Source organism: Membranihabitans marinus (assembly GCF_019802045.1).
GTDB lineage: Bacteria > Bacteroidota > Bacteroidia > Chitinophagales > Saprospiraceae > Membranihabitans > Membranihabitans marinus_A.
Genome location: NZ_JAHVHU010000015.1, coordinates 21,330 through 42,662, shown reverse-complemented (window position 1 = coordinate 42,662; position 21,333 = coordinate 21,330). Strand labels below are relative to the sequence as shown.

Below are 21,333 nucleotides of genomic sequence, written 5' to 3'. Positions count from 1 at the left end.
AAATGAATGACGGAACAAAACCTCGGCTTATGTCAAGACCAAATACTCAACAAGGAACTAATTTGGTCACAATTCCGAGTGGGTAGTCCCTCCTGTAGGAAGGGACTTATCGCTTTCCAACATCATAAGTGCTGTTCCACAACTAAACGTTTTATCCTAAGCACTGAGCCTGCTGACCTTTCATTCTATAAATATAGGCAGACTTATGATACCCACAGCAAAGTATAATGATTATCTCATTCTATACCCCCTCACTGCTCCATCATTCACTCCGAAAAATAAATACGTACCGGAACTGGAGAGGTATTTTGTTGCACTCCGCACCTCCCCGGAAAGATTAAGTCCACCTTCCACCGGCGATACCGTCTGGAAATCCAATCCGCCCTGATTTCTCAAGATCACCCCATGGTTGGCCTCCATTTCACCGATTTTGACCCGGTTATAACGACTGTTTCCTGCCAAGATAATGTCCTGATAGCCATCCCTATCAATATCCACAGTCGCAATTGCAAATACAGGTGCCACCTGGGCTTCCCAGGGCAACCGAATCGTCTCCCAGTGCCCATTCTGATAATCCAAAATATGGGTAGACAGCATTTGAACGGAATCTGCCGTATACTTCCCTAAATGTTCCAGCAAATCTTCCATAGACATCTCTCCATAAGTGTGGTAATTGGGTAATACTTTTTTCATATAGGCCAGTTGACCTGTCAGATCATCTCGGGAAACGAAGGGATACGATGTTCCTTCCACATAATAACTCAACACAGGATCAATGGTCCCGTTCTCATCAAAATCACCATGATACAACACCAAAGGTTGGTCTGACGATGCAGTAAAAGCACTGTTTTCTCCCCAATTGCCAACTATAATCTCCAATTCCGGATCATCATCGAGATTTACGACGTGGAGCGAAGAAACCAACCCCTTGTGGGCAGATTCTCCAGTCAACTCCCACCCCGAATTGGTGTAGTTCCACATCTGGATCGGCTCCCATTCTCCACCCAGGATCACTTCATTCTGACCATCTCCATCCACATCCTGCCAGGCTCCATCCATGCAGTGATAATCGCTAAATGGAACTTCATGATCCATTTCCCAGCTATCATTTCCCCGGTTCCAAATCACCATATTGCCTCCTGCCACCGGGTATTCCCGGGCTTTATACCCCCCTCCTAACAAAATATCAATACGACCATTCTCATTAAAGTCCCCGGTGACCAGACAAGTGGCATCACGGTACACTTCTGGAAAACTCTTATTTCTCTCAAAAGTGTCATTCCCCCTATTTTCATAATAACGCAGGGCATACCGCTCATCCCCGGCCTGATACCGATTTCCCCCGGATGCAATAATTACATCCAGGTCTCCATCTCCATCAAAATCAGCCATAGCAACCGCCACATCTTCCAGGTGCGCATCTTTTTCAAAAGCTGGTATTGTCCGTTCTGCCAAAAATCCACCCCCCGGCTTCCCCGGAAAATAAGACGCTGATTGGCCAGGTCCACCACCAATAAGAACATCCGAAATGCCATCCCCATTCAAATCCCCGTGAACCATGGCAGGTCCCTTTCTAGAATAAAACCGTGGCAAGAGGCCTTGCACATCAAAATCATTAAAAAGATCTTCACGGTGGGTAAAGTTAAGGACTGAATCAGATATAAAATATGGTCCCACTGATGATTCCTTATTTATAGATTGAGCATGGTTAACACCCTCCCCCTTGATCAACGTATAATATTGGTCTACCGAATCCAACTTAAACCTTTCACGCTCGCCTTGTGGCCAGCGTACAATGAGTGAGTCAATTTTTGTCCGAGTCCCCAATCCAAAATGAAGTATAGGTTCCACCGAAGACTGAAAACCCCGGCTCAAATAAAGCTCGCGGACCATTTTTTCATCATTGATATGTATCGTTACCTCACTCCCAATAGCAGGTAGAGCACCTTCAGTCAATAATGGTCTGATTCCCAGGAAATGGGTTTTATTTTTTTCCCTCGAATGGTTTATATAAATGGATGCTTTACTATTCACATTGTTAATGACCAGATCGAGATCACCATCCCCATCGAGATCTGCATAGCCGGCTCCATTGGACATTTCCGGCTCAGAAAAACCCCATGAACTACTCACATCTTCAAATTGGATACTGCCTTTATTTTGATACATTTTATTCGCTACATTGATCTGCGGCATATGATTAATCATTTGACTGACGGGAATATCCTGTTCCCGCACTTCCGGATTCTCCATTTTAAAATGCATCGCGTAGTTCAAGAAATCCATATTGGTATAATCCCGGGCATACCCATTGGTCACAAAGACATCCGGCCACCCATCCAAGTCATAGTCTGCCATCAAAGCAGCCCAGGACCAGTCCGAATTGGAAATACCGGCCATCTGTCCTATTTCCTGAAACCGGTTGTTACCTTGATTCAATTGGAGCATATTCCGCATATGCTGACGATAAAAATTGCGGTCCAGCAACAGTTTGTACTTTTTATAATTATCTGCTCCAGAGGTCAGCTTAATCCGATAGTTATCCTGTGGCAACATATCCAGGGACAATATATCCATAAGTCCATCATTATTGACATCACCGACATCAGAGCCCATGGAAAACAAAGAGGTATAATCCATCCAGAACCGTAAATCCTCCCGGAAAGTGCCATCAGCCTGGTTAATATACAGATAATCTTCTTCATTAAAGTCATTGCTTACATAAATATCGGGCCATCCATCACCGTTAAAGTCGGAGACAGCCACTCCCAGCCCAAACCCCAGTACGTTATTAATCAACCCAGCTTGCTCCGAAACATCTACAAAATTACCGCCTTGATTCTCGTACAGTTTATCACTAAAATGGGGATTGTTTTGCTTTTTCAGCTGCTCAATATCAGCGGTAAAATTAGCATACTCCGGGACCGAGTGGTTCAGCAGATACATATCCAGGTCGCCGTCCCGATCATAGTCAAAAAAAATGGCTTGCGTAGAATAGGACGGATCATCCAGCCCATATTCTGCGGCGGATTCCGTGAAATGAACCTGTCCGTCATCATCTATTCCATCGTTAATAAAAAGCAAGTTCCGACGCGCATCTGCACTGGCTGCGGCCGAACGACATACATAGATATCCAGCCAGCCATCCTGGTTAATATCCACCATTGTCACACCTGTATTCCATAATCCTGCTGCTTCCACACCGGCTTCAGCGGCTCTATTTTCAAACTTCAACTCGCCCTGATTAATGTAAAGATGGCTAGCCACCATATTCCCGGTGAAGTAAATATCCGGCTTCCCATCATTGTTAACATCACCGATGGCGACGCCCCCGCCATTATAAAAATAAGTGTATTTCAATACATTAAACTCTTCAGTTTCCTTAAGCGTGTTTTTAAATGTGATATTTGACTGACGAGGAGATAGTTGAGAGAACAGTGTGTCCGGTGACTTATTGCACGCAGTCACGAACATAATTATAAGCCAAAACCAACTAATTTTATTCTTATTCCACATGATCGAATTTTGTAAACGTACGGTGTACCAATAGAACTGGAAAAACATCAAAAACTATGACATTAAGCAAACGATGTCTGGGATGAGAATAGTTTTTTGGGGGGAAGCTTGTGTTATTGTCGCAATTAGGTCTGGTTGTTGCTGACCGATCCCGCCAAAGCGTGACAAGCACTGTCAGTGTTTTAATTACTTCCGTCACAAGCGCTGACATTAACCTCACAGCGTCTGGGATGAAAATAATTTGTGGAAAAAGCTTGAATTTTCTATTGCATGTGTGTTGACGTACATTAATTAAAGACCTGTGTTTTTCTTCAAAGCTTTATCTCAAACGCTGACAGGTTGCATCTCTGCCATAATAATCACTTGCCATAAGGATCACTATTTCCTATCAATAAATCGTATTTTCCGAAACGCTGTCAGGTTAGCCTCTCACAATTTTTAGAAGCTACAACGGGTATTCCATTCTTTGCTAATAGTTACTCAAATTAAACTAAGTTCTAAGTACAAAATACTAAGTTCTAAGTTTATTTAGCGTCCCACCACAACTTGGTTGTACCCGCATCCGGACCACCCAGTAAATTATTGATAGCATCCTGGACAGCTTCTTCATTTGTATTGTATTCGGTACTCACATAGGGCAATCGACGGGGAATTTCATCCACACTAATATCGGGGTTATCACTATTCAACCTGGGATACAACGTAGGATATCCGGTTCGACGTCGCTCTGCGTAAGCTTCCCAACTATTGGGATACAAACTGATCCACTTTTGGGTGATAATCTGCTCCAGTTGTGTTTCTTTATCTGCACCGGCATTGTAAGGAACCGGCATGTTGGATGCTGGTTCGGTACTCCCATCAAAAGAGGCTGGTGTGGCTGGAGTGGTTATATAATCATTCCCGGACATGTTGTTCCCGTCAAAACCATGATCAGTCATGGACATGGTAATTCCCTGATTGTAATATTCCTGGGGGCTTCCTCCACCCATATTCCAGCCTTCCAGGGCGCCCTCCGCTCTTAAAAAGTAAACTTCGGCTGCACGAAGTACAGGCCAATCCGGCCCGGCCCCCCCGGCCTCAATGTAAGGAGCGGCCATATTGGATGCAATGTCATTGAATGGTATGGATTGTTTGTCCGTTTTGGCCTGACCATTCCGCATCCCTTCGTAAGGGAAGGATAGACCTTCCGGATCATCGGTAGGATCCGGTTCGTCAGCAGGTGAAAAATACTTTTCTACACGAGGATCTTTGTACCCCTTCAATATGCTTTCCATATCTGCACTCATCCGAAATTCACCCCATTGGGTAATGGTCGTATAATTATTTTTCCAGTCTGTACTGGACGAGGCATAAGCATTCTGATCGTTACTTTCGATGACACCATCCTGGATAGCTTTTTCGGCTTGTGTCTTAGCCAGCCCCGGATCGGCATAGCGAACGCGCATGGCCAGACGAAGGCGCAGAGAATTAGCAAATCGCAACCATTGATCAACATCTCCCCCATAAATCACATCGCTGTTTCCAACTATGGACCGACCTCCGGTATTGCTTTTCAATATGGCTACTGCTTCATCCAAAGTCTTGAAAAAATCATTGTAGATCGCTTCTTGACCATCATAAAACACCACTTTTTCGCCATTCCCAAAATTGGAATAAGGAATGGGTCCCCAATAATCTGTCACACGGTGATAGGCAAACACCCGCCACGTTTTCATCATAGCATTTTCAATGTCAAGACCATTCTCTACGGCATAGTCTTCAGCGTATTTGATGGAAGGGAAAGAGCGACTATAAAAATTGTTGTAGGCGCCATTGAGCCAGCCGCCAACCAGTATAAATTTATCGGAATCAAAATTGGGTGCGGTTGTCGCAAAATAGTTGGCGTAAATATCTGCAAACAAGGAATGTCCCAACTGGAAAGCGCCCCTGTTGTCCTGCCCCATATACAGAGGATTGTACAGTGCTCCGGCCACCACCAGCGGGTAGGAGCTTAGATCCAGGTTGTCCGTAGTCAGACTCTTCGGATCCGTATTGATTTCATCAAAATCTTCGGTGCATGAATAGTTCAATCCAGCTGCGAAAAACAATATAATAAACGGATATAATAACTTCATGTCTATATGATTTTCAGTATGTGATTTACAAATTAATTCTTAGTGACAATCCAAAGGTACGGACAGTTGGCGGCGCAAATGCTTCGCGGCCTTCTGCAGAATTACTGGTACCCGCCATGATTTCTGGATCAAAGTAATCCGCTTTATTGCTCAGAAAAAACAAGTTCCGTCCGACCAGGGATAGATTGATTCGGTTCCCTGGAAAGCTATAGCCCAGGATCATTTCTCTCAATCGGACATTGGATGCATCACGCACAAAGGCTTCTCCTACCGGTGTATTACGACCACCTACATGGTTGTAATAATCCTCCGGATCAACGGATATGGTATTGGCTGTGCCGTCTTCTGTCACAACTTCTTCATCAGAAAAAATATCTTGTCCGAAAACAATACCTCCTTCTCGACCTTGTGTGGTGTATTCCAATACACCATCGGCTGCCATAATAGCTTCTGTAAAGCTAATGGTGGTGCCACCCTGGCGCATATCGATCAGAAAACTAAAATTGAAATCCTTGTACGTAAACGAATTTCGTACACCGCCTAACCAATCGGGATTGTAATTCGAAACCGGAACTGTCTTTCCCGGCGTGATTTTCGGAAGTCCATTGACATCCACGATAATACGGTTTTGCTCATCGCGTTGAAATCCGCGAGACACCACGGTACCAAATGGTTCGCCGGCACGAAGCTCATAATCTCTCATAAAGCTGCCTCCAAGATTTAATTTATCAAAACCTTCGGCAATCTCCAGCACCTTACTTACATTTTTGGCAAAGTTAAAATTAATATCCCAGGTAAATTCTCCGGTGGTTACCGGACTAAATCCAATCACAGCCTCGATGCCCTTGTTTTGGATATCCGCTCCGTTCTGGAAGATACTTGTTGCCCCGGATGCGGGCGGTACAGGTGTTCTAAAAAGCTGATCAAAGGTATTGGACTTATAATAAGTCAGATCCAGTCGAACATTGTTATTGAACATCCGACTCGCCAATCCAAATTCAATGGATCGTGTGGTTTCCGGTTTTAAATTTTTTGCAGGAAGCGTCGAACTAAGCTGAATGGTTCCGAAGTTAATAGAGGCCGTCCGCGCTAGCTCGTAGGGATCGGTGTCATTCCCCACTTCAGCCCAGGATCCCCGGATTTTAAGAAAATCGATAAAAGAGGGCATGGTCGTCAAATCACTCAACACGGCCGTCAGACCAAACGAGGGATAGAAGTAAGACCGATTGTCAGCTGGCAGTGTAGAACTCCAGTCATTTCGAGCCGTAATATCCAGGAATAGTCCGTCAAAAAATCCTACTTCTGCAAATGCATAGACCGATTGGACTTCTTTCAGGCTGTATCCTTCGCCGGGCCGGGGATCATTGGTATTGGCCAAAGAGAATAAGTTGGCAATCTGAAAATTATCACCACCACCTGTCAGTGCATCGTATTTAGCCCTGCGATTGTTCCCTCCAAAATTTAAATCCAGGGAGATATCCGAGGTCAGTTTCGTGTTGAAATTTAATAATACATCGTTGTTCCATTCATAGCTGTAGTTGAAGTTTTTACTGTAGCTCCCGAATTTGCCAGTAGTGTAGGTATCGTTGTACCGGGAATAATCACCAAAGTTGCTTCCCCGATCCAGCGCAGATCGACCCAATATGGATAAATTGTCGGTTAAATTATACTTTAAGGAAACCATTCCTATAACCCGTTCTGAAAGGTTGGGGTTTTTGACGTTGTTGATCGTCCAGTAGGGATTGCCACCTCCATTGAACTGGGGCAACCAATAGTGCTGGGTATTCTGACCATCGGCATTGATAAATTCAAAATGCTCAATATCCTGAGTCCGTATATTAGGTGGCAATTTATACAAGTATCGAAGCGGATTGTCAAAATTTTCACCCTGCGCCTGTATATCACTAAAATCCTGGCGAATGTAGTTCACTTTGGCGTCCAGCTCCAGATTATCTACCAATTCTGCTTTGAAGCGCGCATTCAGATTGTGACGGGAGAGGTTGTTTTGAGGTATAATTCCCCTTGCGTCTGTGTAGGTGTATGACAAAAAGGTACTTGAGTTATCATTCTTTATCGTGGTAGAAAGATTAGCTGCCATTTCATAGCCGGTCTGAAACAAGTCCTTAATATTATTCGGCTGTGGTGTCAGTGCGTAGGTCGACCCACCATAGGTTTCTTGCAAATACTCCGGATCATTGGACCAGTGCTCTACTTGTTGACCGGTCATCCTGGGTCCCCATGAAGTAGTTGCTGCCGGGGCATAATTTCCTTCTGACCCCTGGGCGTATTCAGCTTGCGTCTTAAGCAAATGAATCGGATCGCTCCCCTGGAACGTCAGATTTGCGGTCGTTGTAACCCCATTGGATGCACCCGCACCAGACTTCGTAGTTACAATTATTGCTCCATTACTGGCACGGCTCCCATAAAGAGCAGCTGCATTTGCTCCTTTTAGCACGGTCATTTCTTGTATATCGTCCGGGCTGAGATTACCAATTCCTCCGTTGAGCACCACGCCATCCACCACATAGAGCGGTTGACTACTTCCAGATATGGAACGATTTCCTCTCAAAAGCACTTTTGATCCTGCTCCTACTCCGGCACCGGAAGGGGTGATGGAAAGTCCGGCCACTTTTCCGGACAGTGAATTGACCATGTTCGCACTTCTGGCCTGCGATAATTCTTCTGCACCAACATTCTGGGCAGAATACGTCAGTGATTTTTTCTGGCGGGACACACCCAGTGCAGTGACCACCAATTCATTGAGCTCAATGCCCGATGAAAGAACGATATCTATCTCATTACGTCCTTCGACAGCCACAGTCTTTGGTTGATACCCGGTATAACTCACTACCAAAGTAACGTTCTCTCCCGGCACATCAATCGTATAATTGCCATCAAAGTCGGTGATCGTTCCCTTTCCGGGATCGCTTTGCAAACTCACATTGGCTCCGATCAATGCCTCTCCTCCTGCATCCGTCACCTTTCCACTCACCTGAAACTGGGCCCACATGGGAAGGGTTGCAAATAAAGAAAAAGTGATTAATAGTAATTTCTTCATAATAAATGATTTGTAAGTAAAACAGGCAGCAATGGACTATATAACGATATAGCCACTGAATATAAATAAGAACTTAATGTAAACTTGGGGCGCTTATAACTCATTGAAAGCGTAAAATTCTTAAATCCATTGCAATGTAAGCAATTCCCGCTATAATATGTGAATTTTTTATTAATTTTTTACTACCTCGGTGACTACTCACGTATTTTCATATCAGATTAACTGTTAATTTCTATATTTTATTTGATTCATTTTGTTATCATTGATCTAATGCTACCCATTTAACATATATCTTGAATCTTATGCGCTTTTTTACTTATGCCATGCTTCTCCTTACCACACATTTCTACAGCATTAACGTACTGCACAGCCAGTCCGACTACGCGCTGAAAGGAATGTGCATCGCAGCTCCAATGCCGGAAAATGTGGATCATTTTACAAATTTTATTGATCAGGATTTGGCCGGGGCCGGAGTAAACACCTTGATTCTCCGGATCGATTACCGCTACGAATATCAGTCTCATCCAGAACTGATTGCGGACCAGGCTCTAAGCAAAGCGGAAATCAAGCAACTAGTCCGAATCTGTCAGAAAAACAATATTCGGCTCATTCCACAAATCAATCTGCTGGGACATCAATCCTGGCACTCTACACTGGGAAAGCTGCTGGAGGTGTACCCCGAGTTTGATGAAACCCCAAAAATCGAACTGCCAGAGTATTATGAATGGCCCAATAAGGACGGTCTTTATTGCAAAAGTTACTGCCCTCTTCATCCCGATGTTCATGAGGTGGTCTTTGACTTGGTTGATGAGATCATGGAAGTATTTGAGGCAGATGCCTTTCATGCCGGACTTGACGAGGTTTTTTATATTGGTCACCAGGACTGCCCCCGGTGCCAGGGACGTGATCCGGCGCAGTTGTTTGCCGATGAAGTAAATCGTATATTTCATCATCTGAATGACAAGGGGAGTGAACTGTGGATGTGGGGTGACCGGCTCATTGATGGGCGAACCACCGGAATTGGTCTCTGGGAAGGAAGTTACAACAATACCCACCGTGCAATTGATCTCATCAACAAAGACGTGGTGATCTGTGACTGGCATTATGAGCGGGCAGATGCCACAGCAGTCCTCTTTACATCAAAGGGTTTTCGGGTAGCGACCTGTCCTTGGCGAAAACCTGATGTGGCCGTTCGTCAGGAAAAAATGATGCGTACATTTATTGAGGAAGCCACGCCTACCATGAAGGATCGGTATCTGGGCATGATCCAGACGGTGTGGACCTCGGCTGCGCGATTTATGGAAGAATACCGAACGTCCGAAAAGATAGAAGAAAAGAATACTTCTGGAAATTGCTTCCGGGCTCTGAGTAGAGCGTGGGTGAAGTGACCAAGCTGAAAGCGCAAAGGGGAAAGCTCAAAGGGGAAAGCTGAAAGCTGAAAGCAGTGCGTCGAGCAAAGTCGAACTACTTAAGGCGAACTAGTACAGAAGAAATGAGCGGGAAGGAAGAAGCGCAACGCTGAAAGCTCAAAGCTCAAAGGGGAAAGGGGAAAGCAGTGCGCCGAGCGAAGTCGAACTACTTAAGGCGAACTAATACTGATGTTGATATTAACTGAAAAGTGTACCAGTGTATTAATTGAAAAGTGTACCACTAAGTTATAAAAAATGTGACCTCAGCGAGGTCCAATTATATTAGCCACATAATCCTTGAAACTATTCGACCTCAGCGAGGTCGCACTGTTAATCATCAACATTTTAACAGCCAAAATTGGTCCATTTGGACCGTGCCTTGCAATGGTGCAGCAGATGAATTTTTTCCAGAAAATGCCTATCTTTAAAAGCTATGAGCCAACTTTACATTCTTTTAAGTCTTTTGGTATTTCATTCACCATATAATAGTGAGGTACCGGACAACCATCCATCGCAAAAAATGTATGATATGAAAGCACTCACCGTTCCTAAAATAGACCACAACGGAAAAACAGACCTCCTGCAAGTTTCAGCGTTACTCAAAGAGCAGACTGAGCTCCATACCATTGATCAAATCAACTGGCCGCAATTCCCCTATACGCCCGGCGTATCCTTCCGTATAGGCCACACCAACGAAGAAATATGGATCGTTTTTTACGTTACTGAAAAACACATCCTGGCCCGGCACACCACCACCAACAGTGCCACACACAAAGACAGCTGCGTGGAGTTTTTTATCGACCCTAAAAAAAACGGCCATTACTACAACTTTGAATTCAATGCTATCGGCACCACGCACCTGGGATATGGGCCAAACATCGGAAAACGAAATTTAATCGATGCAGAATTGATTGAGTCCATGATCAGAACGAGGTCCACCATGGGCACCACGCCCGTTGATATCGAAGATGGTTCTTCATCCTGGGAATTAACCGCCGTCATTCCGGCCCGTCTTTTGGTTCATGAGAACATCACCGAACTTAGCGGACTCAGCGCCCACGCTAATTTCTTCAAGTGTGGTGATGAAACCTCCACACCGCATTATCTCAGCTGGAATCCCGTTCATACGGATCGCCCCAGCTTCCATCAGCCGGAATTTTTTGGACGGTTGGAATTTGAATAAAAGAAGTAAACTGACAGTGCACTTATCAGACGAGTTGTCAAAGCAACTTTTAATTGTTCCACCAGCATTTCGGGAGTAATAGCTCCTCCTGCTGTGCAATCTTTAAACAGTGCTGTACCTTATACCATTTGAATTCATAATTGCCGCATATATTCCGAAATAATTTTCGATTCTCTTCATCAAAAATGCTCGGTGCAACTCCAGCTATACCTCCGTTTTTTTCCTCGACAATCTTTGAATATTTACAAAACCTTATCCGGCATTATCAAATACAGATGGTATTACACAAAAATGGAGGCCGAGTCCAGTTTAACGTTTCCACAAAATAAGCGCCATAATTCTTAGTTTACAGGATTCACCATCTTTCTTGACCAGAAATTGAACAAAAGCACCACCCTTGCTTGTTGATGATTTTATAAAGGCCTCTATACCAATAGGGTCAACAGATAAAAAAACCAAGATAAACATGAAAAAGATTTTATTTCTCACCGGCGATTACGCAGAAGATTATGAAACGATGGTTCCCTTCCAGATGCTTGAAATGGTCGGCTATACCGTTCATGCAGTTTGCCCGGACAAGAAAAAAGGAGAGACCGTAAAAACAGCCATCCACGACTTCCTGGGCGATCAGACCTATAGCGAAAAACCGGGCCATGAATTTGAGTTAAACTACAGCTTTGACGATGTAAATCTCACCGATTATGACGGGATCGTCATCGCAGGTGGCCGTGCACCTGAATATCTGCGACTCAATGAAGAGGTCCTGGATATGGTACGCCACTTTTTCGAAAAGGACAAACCGGTTGCGGCCATTTGTCATGGCATCCAGATTCTTACTGCAGCCGGGGTGGTCAAAGATCGTACTCTGACGGCTTATCCGGCAGTCGGACCAGAAGTCACCATCGCAGGAGGTCACTTCAAGTCTGTTCCCGTCGATGATGTGGTCGTGGACGGAAAGCTGGTTACTTCACCGGCCTGGCCGGCTCATGCAGCTTTTATGCGGGAATTCCTGAAGGTGATGGGGATGGAGTTTAAGCAATCATAAGCGCGGTAGCTTTAATTGCATAATCACTGCAGCACAAGCATCGGTTTAGTCGGTACATGAATGCAGCTACTGAAAAGACTCCTGTGTTCAGAGCCGGGTAGTTACTTGACTTACACTACTCCCGGGAAGTCATCCCACACACCGTTGGGAACTGCTCTGACACTAATTGATAATGTGGGATTTTATAAAAACTATTTGTGCACAAACTGAGCTGGAGCGGGGAACTGAGACGATAAACACATACGCTGGCGGAACGGGGCAAAACACTCCCATGAAGCCACTAATTCGGACACTATACAGGTCCGAAGCTGGAAGCTCCTGCTACTTTCTCACGCTGTATGTCAGAAGTGGTCAACATACGAACTTCCAGCAACCCTATGCGATTGCATGGAACAAAATTTGCGCGGCTGGATACACCAGGACGAACTTATGAAACGGAGCACTAAGGTTTTGCCTTCCCCTGATCATACGTGATCCGCAAATCATTATCTCGGACTTCGGCCAGTTTATTCCTGAGCCGAACCTTCATCTCAGCAACCACCTTCTGATACCTCGGGTGATTCGCCAGATTGTTGAACTGACCGGGATCGTAAATCATATTATACAATTCCATGCCCCCTTCGGCCTGGTCGCCATATTGGATATAGGCCCAACGATCCGTACGAATGAGATACCCCATTCGACCAAATCGCTTCGAAACTGAAAAAGCAAAATCCCGGACTTCCTTTTCCGGGTTATCGATCATTCCTGCCAAGCTTTTACCCTGAATATCTTCAGGCGGGTCCAAGCCCGCCAACTCCGAAACAGTCGGATACAAATCGATAAGCTCTGCAAACGAATGGCATACCGCCGGTTCCTTCCCCGGCACCTTGATGATCATCGGTACCCGTACTGATTCTTCCAGCAAACTGACTTTCATCCAAAACCGGTGTTCCCCCAGATGAAAACCATGATCAGAGGTGAAAATAACGATGGTATTGTCTTCCAAGCCTTCCTGCCGAAGCGTCTCCAGCACTTTTCCCACCTGCGCATCGAGGAAAGATGTCGACGCATAATACGCAGCCACCGCTTTTTTCTCCTGCTCTTTCGACATTTGGCCATTCACACTATTGACATAATTGATCCCCTGTTCCGGGATATCATCCCAATCATTGACCACTTGCGGAGGCAACACCATTTGTTCATGGGGATAGGGCTCAAAAAAAGACTTTGGCGCTACAAAAGGAACGTGTGGGCGAAAGAATCCAGCGGCAATAAAAAATGGTTCGTCTTTATGTTCCCGCAAGAGTGCGGTGACTTTGTCAGCTGTCTCAGCATCGGTATGCTCCTCATCTTCCACGGTTCTGACAATATTCATAAGGTTTCCGCCATTGCGGCTGGTATCCTGAAGCACGGGACGCAATCCGTAGGGATTGCGCTGAACCAATTCGCCTTCCCCCTCCGCATGAACTTCCGGCGCCGGACTATTATAGCGCTCGGTCCACGAAGCCGGATCATCCTTTCCGTTTCGTCCTTTCATAATATCCACCGACCCCATGTGAAAAATCTTGCCGACCCGGGCCGTATAATACCCATTGTCTTTGAACAGCTGCGACCAGGATTGATGGTCGGCACCGACATTCTCTCGACCGCTTTCATATCCATAGGTTGTCGTCGCATTGGGGTAATAACCAAACATAAGAGACGCCCGGGAAGGGCCGCAAACGGGGTATTGACAGTACGCTCTGGTAAATCGGGTTCCTTCCGAAGCCAGCCGGTCAATATTTGGCGTAGCACACGCCGGATTCTCATAGCTCGATACAGCTGTTGCTGTGAGATCATCCGAGATCATAAAAAGAACATTGAGCTTTTCCTGTTCCTGGGACGTCCCATTTACTGTACACCAGATTAGAAGAAGCCCCAATAAAAAAAACCTATATTTCACTGACGGACAAGGTTGGCTTCTCTGCTTAGTACATCGAATGAATTCTTGAGTCATATTTGTTGCTTATTGTTTTAATGATCTAAGGTCTTGCAGTCCGCTGGTATTTCGCCAAAGAGCGACTGTTGCCCCTCTATTTTGTATTTTGGAATAAGTATTCGATTTCCAGATAATGGTCTATTTCTTGTTTCTGCAATGCAAAAGATGCACTTAGTTTTTGCACCAAATCTGGTCTGGTCTCTGCCTGATTGACAGATTCAGTAATATCATTTTTCAGATTATACAGCTGCCAAGCTTCTTCGTTTGATTCGCGGATGACTTTCCAGTCGCCCCAAATAAGAGCATCGAAGTTTCGATACTGAAAAAAGAGGGTTTCATGCGGAGAATATGGATTTTCTCCGGTCAGATTGGGTATCATATTCTTTCCGTCAATAAACCGATCCTCCGGCAGTGACGCTCCAGCCAGTTTCGCACAAGCAGGAAAGACATCCAGCGACCACAAACGCGTATCCAGTGTTGTTCCTGCAGGTATTCGATCTGGCCATCGCGCCAATGCCGGCACGCGGATACCACCCTCCCAAAGCGTGACGCCCGCACCTTTAAAGGGTGCATTGGTCTGGATGCCGCTTTCTATATACGGGTAAAAGGCGCCATTATCAGAATAAAAGAAAACGAAGGTATTCTCAGCGATATTCAGTTCTTCCAATTTTTCCATCAACCGACCGATCGCAAGGTCAATAGCAGTAACCACAGCATTGAACCGCTTCCTGGGATCCTTTTCATCCGGCGAAAGACCATAAGGTTCAAATGCATAATCCGGTGCCTGCCAGATGTTTTCCGCATCAGGATCAATATTGCGCGCACCCGGATGGTGCGGTGCATCGAAGGGCAGGTAAACAAACCACGGCGCATCCATTTCGGTCTTTTCTTCTATAAAATCAATCGCTGCGTCGGCAAACAGATCGGTGCTGTATACTCCCGTTCGATTGATCGATTCCGTATTATGATACAGATCTTTCTTCCCCGCATATACATGCGTAAAGTGATCCACATTCCCCGATGCAATGCCCAGGTATTCATCAAACCCCCTTTCGGTGGGGCGCGATCCCGGAGCAAAACCAATATTCCATTTTCCAAAGGCGCCGGTGGCAAAGGGTGTTGGTGCATTCTTGAGCATCTCAGGTATCAGCACCTCAGACTGTCGGAGTCCAATGCCATAGTTCCCAGCCAATCCGACCAGTTGTTTGGTTGTTTTATGTCGCTGCGGAATCCGGCCGGTCAAAAGAGATGCTCTGGAAACCGTACAGGTCGGGGATGCAGTATAAAAATTCGTCAGTCGAGTGCTCTGGCCCGCCAGTTGTTCCAAATGGGGTGTCAAAATGGGTGAGTCTTCATTGTAAAAAGAAAAATCACCGTACCCTACATTATCTACCGTAATGATCAAGATATTGGGGGTCTTTTGCGAATGAAGAGACGGAAGCATAAATAGAAAAGTGAGAAATAATAGAACGTACTTCGTTCGATGTCCATTGAGGTTTTGTTTCATTAGACTGTTAAAGCATCGTCTTACACCTAAAAAACAAATCTGACTTAAGGCACCGGCCCAGCTTCTCCCCATGCAGGTTGTTTTGTACCATTTCAGAATTTTTACCTTATTCATAATCCTGTCCCTTTATGCTTGCAACCACCGACTTCTGCCATTTCCGAAGCGCTTTCTTCATTCGGTTTTTTTGACTTTTTTCCGATTCGGCCAGATTATTTGATTCCGACGGGTCCTCCTCCAGGTTATACAATTCATAACCTTCCGCCGTTTGGATCAATTTCCACTGACCATCGATCCACACCGAAGTGCCCGAATAAGGATAATGATCCAAGCCGGAATAATCCTGTTCGGGTAAATTTAATAGACCATCGTTTATAGTATTGCGATCACCTTTCCCTTGCAAAATATCATTGTAATCGCTAATGATCTGATCACTTCTCACACTGTGCCCTTTGATCTCCGGATACACCCAAAAACCGAGCGGGTTTTCACGTTGATCGGTTCGGCTACGCACTGCAGGCATCATATTCATACCGTCCACAGGGTGCTCCAGGACAGATGACGAGATGCCCGCAATATCAAGGACGGTGGGGAGAAGATCAATGGTACTGACCGGCACCTCTGTCGTTCCAGGATCGATATGTCCCGGCCAATACATAAACGCCGGTACGCGAATACCACCTTCATAAAGCGTGCCTTTGTGGCTTCGCAAATGACCATTGTTGGCGTGGGGCAGGCGGCCCCCATTGTCACTGGAAAACCACAAAACGGTTTCTTTATCAATTTTCAGTTTTTCAAGTCCTGATTTCAGCGCGCCGATCGATCGGTCGATGCCTGTGATCTCACCCATATAATTCTTCATATCATCCGGTTCCCCAGGATAAAGGCTTTTCAATTCATCACTTGCTTCATGAGGAATATGTGGAGCGCCTGTCCAGATAAAAACCAGAAAAGGCGCATCTCTTTTGGAAGCTTCATTGATGTACTCCATGGCCAGATCCACGGTCACCATCGAACTTTCTCCTTGGAGATGAACCGGCTGGCCATTGTGGCTCATCCAGGGATCATTTTCGTAAAAGTTCGCTGCGGCGTACCAGGTGTCAAAGCCCTGGGCCCCGGGATTGGTTGGTTGATCCTTCCGAATTGACCCGAGGTGCCATTTTCCAAAAAAAGCCGTTTGATATCCCTCCTTTTTCAAGATTTCAGCCATGGTCTGTTCTTGTGGCCGGAGGGCATGCCCCCAATAAAACACGCCCGCCCGGGTGGGATAACGTCCGGTCAGTAAACCGGCGCGGGTGGGTGAACAAACCGGTGCCGTATAACACCGGTCAAACACCATGCTATGGGCCGCCAACTGATCTAGTTCGGGGGTAATGATTTTATCATTCCCATTGAAGCCGACATCGGCATAGCCCTGATCATCGGTCATGAAAATAATGATATTAGGTCTGGTAGATGGCTCCTGTGACCACGCACTAAGGTAAGGCCAAATAAGAATTAGTATAGCAAAATATCTGATATTCGTTGGCATCGGTTGAATGTAGAAATGAGGTAAAAATGCTCATTTATTATCAATGAAATGAAGTATAACCACCCTCGTTAACGTTCTCCAAGATAGTAAAAAGGTTAATTCACGCAAAGCATTACAGAAAGGAATCCTCATATTGGCAGAGTAGTCCCTGAAATTAACAAAGAAGTAGTCCTTCATTTCAGAACCTCCATCATCAATCGCATCGGTCGTCGCCACACTTTATTAGCTTTCGAATCAATCCATTTCCAACCACCAAAAGACAGGCCTTTGATCAGTACATAAAATCGGCTCTTGGACAAGTATTCATGGGAAAAAGCAGTCCAGTTCCAGGACTGAACATTGGATGGAATCAGCTTAATTATATTATTTTCATTGAACGAATGCAAATGCGCATGAGCTGGCGTCGGATGATTGCAATGGACACACAGATGATACTGAATTTGCTCGTCATACGGGGTCGTGATGATCAGCTTACCACCTGGTTTGAGTACAAACAATAACTTCTCAACAAACATTGCCGGATCCGGCACGTGCTCCATGATCTCAGAAGCCACGATACAGTCGATCGAACTTTCTTCCAGCGGTAAATGATACACATCAGCGATCAATGCCTCATGATTGGGATGGGGGTGCTGCCTGAGCGCTTCTACCGGATTCCGCGAAGAGATGTCCATAGATATCACGGTCGTATCCCCGTGTGCCTTCGCTTTGGCCAACCAACCACTTCCACAGCCCACATCGAGGATGGAAGCCGCATCTTCGGGGATTTTACTCAGGATCATCTGATCCAGCCGATTTCGTTCTTCCTGATCCACTCTGCTTGAGAATTCCTGGAAATAATTAAATACCTCAGCATCTTTCTGGTAATGATCCTGGTAGTCAAAGCTTGACCCCATATCTTCATGAAGCTTGGAAGACTTTAAAGCGGAGGAGTTGCGCGGCAGCAGAAACGGAACACCATCGATCAGGCCAGCTTTATACCGGTCATCTGACTCCAGGAACACTTCCTCCTTTTTCCGGTCTATCGGAATCCGTTTAAGCGTTTTGGGATGTACAAACATCGAATCCAAGATCATCATGAAGGTATTGCCGTTTCCTGGTTGTTCATTTTCCATAGAGCTTAAAATATCGGGTGTGGCATGGTATTACGTATGTTGTCATAAAAATATCCTAATTCTTAAAATTCCAACAAAATGTATTTGAACATAAATACAACTGGCTGTGTAGTGAAGTCCCTTTGGGACGATAGATCATAGTCTGGATTGTCAAACCCAGGATTTGTTTGAATAAACATGGAGTCCCATCGAGACGATAGGTTTATATGTCGTCCCTACAAGACTCAAACAAATCCGATCACATTTTCAGGGTCTCACGACCCTGGCTATGGCTGTCGCCCGCAAGGCGGACTTTTGCCTAAGGAAGATGATATTGAATGTTTTATATGAATTAAAAAAAAAATTGAAATTTGTGAGAAACATCTTCATTGTTTGAGCTGAAAAAATAATATCTTCTATTTTAATTATATAACCTACTGCTTCACAATTCCTTACAAAACGAGCAGGATTTTAGAATTCTTGGGTTAAAACGTAACATAATATCTACACCGTAAATATCAAATTAATTTTTGTTATTTAGATGTTTCTCCAGCGAAGTTCATCTTAAAACACCACCCATGACCAGGTACCTCAGTCTACTTTTCATACGAACACTTGTACTTTTGGGAATTTGTACGGTCCCGATTATTGGCCAGGAGGGCATGTCCCGGGAAGACTATCTGCAACAATTATTAAAAGTTCTGCCGGAAGATCGAACCCGGGGACCGAATGACCAGTTGCCCGGAACACCACCGCCTCATGTTTCTCCCGAAGATGTGACCTGGGGCGCTTGGTTGAAACGGACGGGTGAACTTCCACCTGATTTTGATAAATTACCCACACTCCCTTTTCTTCCCAATCCGTTGATCCTCGATGAAGGTGGAAAAAACATTCCGGTGACGACCATGGCACAGTGGCAAAAAAAGCGGACATGGATGACGGATCAAGCCCAGCACTGGATCACCGGGACGGTACCCCCGCCTCCTGACAATCTGCAGATTGAAATGCTGAGCGAGAAAAAACGCGGCGAACTCACCGAAAGGACCGTTCTACTAAAGTTTGGACCTAAACACCAGGCACAGTTGCACGTCAACTTGATTATTCCGCCGGGCGACGGCCCCTTCCCGGTGTTTATTTGTCCATGGAAAAAAGAGCGGGAGGATTGGGTGCAGGCCGCTGTACGTAGAGGCTACATCGGGTGCCGGTTTACAGCCACAGACCCCAAGTATGGTTTTCCCGATGACAGTGAAAAATATGAAGCCCTGTGGTGGCCGGAGTTTGATTTTAGCACCATCATGCGTTGGGGTTGGGCAGCCTCAAGAGCTATTGATTATCTTTATACCCTCGAGAATGTTCACACCGATCAAATTGCCCTCACCGGATTGTCGAGAAATGGGAAGATGGCTCTTTGGGCAGCTGCTTATGACAACCGGATCAAAGCAGTCGTCCCCATTAGTGGGGGCACGGGCGGTGAAAACCCATTCCGGTATACCATGGCTCCGTACAATAGCGAGACGGTGGAATTACTCACACGGTACCGTCCCCATTGGTTGCATCCCCGACTCCGGTTTTTTGTCGGACGTGAAAATAAATTACCCGTAGATATGAATTCTTTGATGGCATTGGTCGCACCGCGTGGTCTGATGCTAACTTCATCGGCCTTTGAGTCGGCCGGGAATCCATGGGGCATTGAACAGGCCTATCTTTCGGCAAAGGAAGCTTATAAATTTTTGGGCGCAGAAAATCATATTGCCATTGACTTACGCAACGGGCTCCATGCTCCTTCTGCCCGGGATATGGAACGATATATTGATTTCTTCGATTACGTTTTCGATCGGGGGGATATTAAGTCTGAAAATAAGCTCTTCTACGATTACACCTTTTCCAAATGGCTGGGACTCAGTGATGAAATGATCGACCCCCTGAGCTTCCCACAAAAGGGCATCGACGATCTGCTTTTAGATTCGAATAATAAACCCATTACAGACACGTCATCCTGGAATACAAAAGCAGCCGAAATCAAAAAGCAAATTCGCTGGGGCCTGGGCCAGGAACCACCCTCCCTCGGTCCCGGGGAGCAGCCGGATTATCTACGTGATGCCATCGGGTTCCCCAAACTAGGGACTGGAATAGACAGCAAACCATTTCTTTTTGGACAGCTGTATTATCCATCGGATAAAAAAAGTGAGGTCACTAGTAAAAAGATTCCCGTAATCATCTACCTGCATGAATTCGCCTATTCCACCGGTTCAGCGAAAGTGGGCCGGGTGATCAGAGAATTTGTCAATGAAGGCTTCGCGGTATTCATCTATGACCAAATTGGTTTTGGAACCAGGGTAGAAGAAGGTCGGCTGTTTTACGAACGGTTTCCAAACTGGTCCAAGCTGGGTCGTATGGTTGCCGATGTTCGATGGAGTGTGGATGCACTTGCACAACTGGATTTTATTGATGCCAATCAAATCTATGCTGCCGGGTATTCTCTGGGAGGAACGGTCGGACTATACAGTGCCGCGCTGGACAAACGAATAGCAGGGGTCATTTCCGTTGGGGGCTTTACGCCAATGCGAACAGATACAGTAGGGAAAACCGCTGAAGGCATCTACAAGTATTCGCACCTTCATGGCTTACAGCCCCGTTTGGGATTTTTCATAGGAGAAGAGGCCCGGATTCCTTACGACTTCCATGAAATCCTTGCGAGCATTGCACCACGGCCACTATTTGTCATTGCTCCGACGTGGGATCAATACGCCGCCTTTTCGGATGTGGAAAAATGCATGGGTGAGGTGACTAAAATTTACGATCTCTTCGGCGCACAGGACCACTTGCAATTCTATGCACCGAAAGACTATAGTCGATGGAGTGATGAGATAAACAGCAAAATAATCGCCTGGTTGGAAGCCCGGCTAAATGAATAAATCG

Annotated in this window: 11 protein-coding genes; 4 read left to right on the top strand and 7 right to left on the bottom strand. The window is 45.5% G+C overall.

What is annotated here, in order from left to right; translation table 11 throughout:
• Positions 1–231: 231 nt before the first annotated feature.
• The 3 genes from KUV50_RS15225 to KUV50_RS15215 form a co-directional block, all read right to left on the bottom strand.
• Positions 232–3,474 (bottom strand): VCBS repeat-containing protein, encoded by a 3,243-nt coding sequence (locus KUV50_RS15225; RefSeq protein ID WP_261395319.1) that lies wholly within the window; start codon positions 3,472–3,474, stop codon positions 232–234.
• A 566-nt stretch (positions 3,475–4,040) separates the two neighbouring features.
• Positions 4,041–5,630 (bottom strand): SusD/RagB family nutrient-binding outer membrane lipoprotein, encoded by a 1,590-nt coding sequence (locus KUV50_RS15220; protein ID WP_222581038.1) that lies wholly within the window; start codon positions 5,628–5,630, stop codon positions 4,041–4,043.
• Between the two features lie 25 nt (positions 5,631–5,655).
• Positions 5,656–8,688: a SusC/RagA family TonB-linked outer membrane protein gene (locus KUV50_RS15215; protein ID WP_222581037.1), complete on the bottom strand. Its 3,033-nt coding sequence runs from the start codon at positions 8,686–8,688 to the stop codon at positions 5,656–5,658.
• Between the two features lie 302 nt (positions 8,689–8,990).
• On the opposite strand from KUV50_RS15215, the gene KUV50_RS15210 reads away from it, so the two are divergent.
• The 3 genes from KUV50_RS15210 to KUV50_RS15200 all read left to right on the top strand — a co-directional run bounded on the left by KUV50_RS15210 (position 8,991) and on the right by KUV50_RS15200 (position 12,325).
• Entirely contained in the window at positions 8,991–10,076 is a 1,086-nt protein-coding gene (locus KUV50_RS15210; protein WP_222581036.1) for a family 20 glycosylhydrolase, read from the top strand.
• Positions 10,077–10,626: 550 nt separating this feature from the next.
• Positions 10,627–11,280, top strand: a complete 654-nt coding sequence (locus tag KUV50_RS15205; protein WP_222581035.1) for a carbohydrate-binding family 9-like protein — start codon at positions 10,627–10,629, stop codon at positions 11,278–11,280.
• Positions 11,281–11,746: 466 nt separating this feature from the next.
• On the top strand, positions 11,747–12,325 hold the full coding sequence (locus KUV50_RS15200; RefSeq protein WP_222581034.1) for a DJ-1/PfpI family protein: 579 nt from the start codon (positions 11,747–11,749) through the stop codon (positions 12,323–12,325).
• A gap of 442 nt (positions 12,326–12,767) precedes the next feature.
• Here the strand turns inward: KUV50_RS15200 and KUV50_RS15195 are convergent, their stop codons facing one another.
• From KUV50_RS15195 to KUV50_RS15180, 4 genes are all read right to left on the bottom strand, one after another.
• Complete coding sequence (locus KUV50_RS15195; protein ID WP_222581033.1) at positions 12,768–14,249, bottom strand: sulfatase; 1,482 nt, start codon at positions 14,247–14,249, stop codon at positions 12,768–12,770.
• Positions 14,250–14,379: 130 nt separating this feature from the next.
• Positions 14,380–15,906, bottom strand: a complete 1,527-nt coding sequence (locus KUV50_RS15190) for a sulfatase-like hydrolase/transferase (protein ID WP_222581032.1) — start codon at positions 15,904–15,906, stop codon at positions 14,380–14,382.
• On the bottom strand, positions 15,899–17,320 hold the full coding sequence (locus KUV50_RS15185) for a sulfatase-like hydrolase/transferase (RefSeq protein WP_261395306.1): 1,422 nt from the start codon (positions 17,318–17,320) through the stop codon (positions 15,899–15,901). Before KUV50_RS15185 ends, KUV50_RS15190 begins: the two co-directional genes overlap by 8 nt.
• A 173-nt stretch (positions 17,321–17,493) precedes the next feature.
• Positions 17,494–18,435: a class I SAM-dependent methyltransferase gene (locus tag KUV50_RS15180; RefSeq protein WP_222581030.1), complete on the bottom strand. Its 942-nt coding sequence runs from the start codon at positions 18,433–18,435 to the stop codon at positions 17,494–17,496.
• A 557-nt stretch (positions 18,436–18,992) separates the two neighbouring features.
• On the opposite strand from KUV50_RS15180, the gene KUV50_RS15175 reads away from it, so the two are divergent.
• A complete protein-coding gene (locus tag KUV50_RS15175; protein ID WP_222581029.1) occupies positions 18,993–21,329 on the top strand; it encodes an alpha/beta hydrolase family protein in 2,337 nt (778 codons plus the stop codon).
• Positions 21,330–21,333 lie beyond the last annotated feature (4 nt).

Coding starts and splice junctions, on each gene's coding strand:
- KUV50_RS15225 (WP_261395319.1), bottom strand. CDS start 3,474: ATGTTCGTGACTGCGTGCAATAAGTCACCGGACACACTGTTCTCTCAA.
- KUV50_RS15220 (WP_222581038.1), bottom strand. CDS start 5,630: ATGAAGTTATTATATCCGTTTATTATATTGTTTTTCGCAGCTGGATTG.
- KUV50_RS15215 (WP_222581037.1), bottom strand. CDS start 8,688: ATGAAGAAATTACTATTAATCACTTTTTCTTTATTTGCAACCCTTCCC.
- KUV50_RS15210 (WP_222581036.1), top strand. CDS start 8,991: ATGCGCTTTTTTACTTATGCCATGCTTCTCCTTACCACACATTTCTAC.
- KUV50_RS15205 (WP_222581035.1), top strand. CDS start 10,627: ATGAAAGCACTCACCGTTCCTAAAATAGACCACAACGGAAAAACAGAC.
- KUV50_RS15200 (WP_222581034.1), top strand. CDS start 11,747: ATGAAAAAGATTTTATTTCTCACCGGCGATTACGCAGAAGATTATGAA.
- KUV50_RS15190 (WP_222581032.1), bottom strand. CDS start 15,906: ATGAATAAGGTAAAAATTCTGAAATGGTACAAAACAACCTGCATGGGG.
- KUV50_RS15185 (WP_261395306.1), bottom strand. CDS start 17,320: ATGCCAACGAATATCAGATATTTTGCTATACTAATTCTTATTTGGCCT.
- KUV50_RS15180 (WP_222581030.1), bottom strand. CDS start 18,435: ATGGAAAATGAACAACCAGGAAACGGCAATACCTTCATGATGATCTTG.
- KUV50_RS15175 (WP_222581029.1), top strand. CDS start 18,993: ATGACCAGGTACCTCAGTCTACTTTTCATACGAACACTTGTACTTTTG.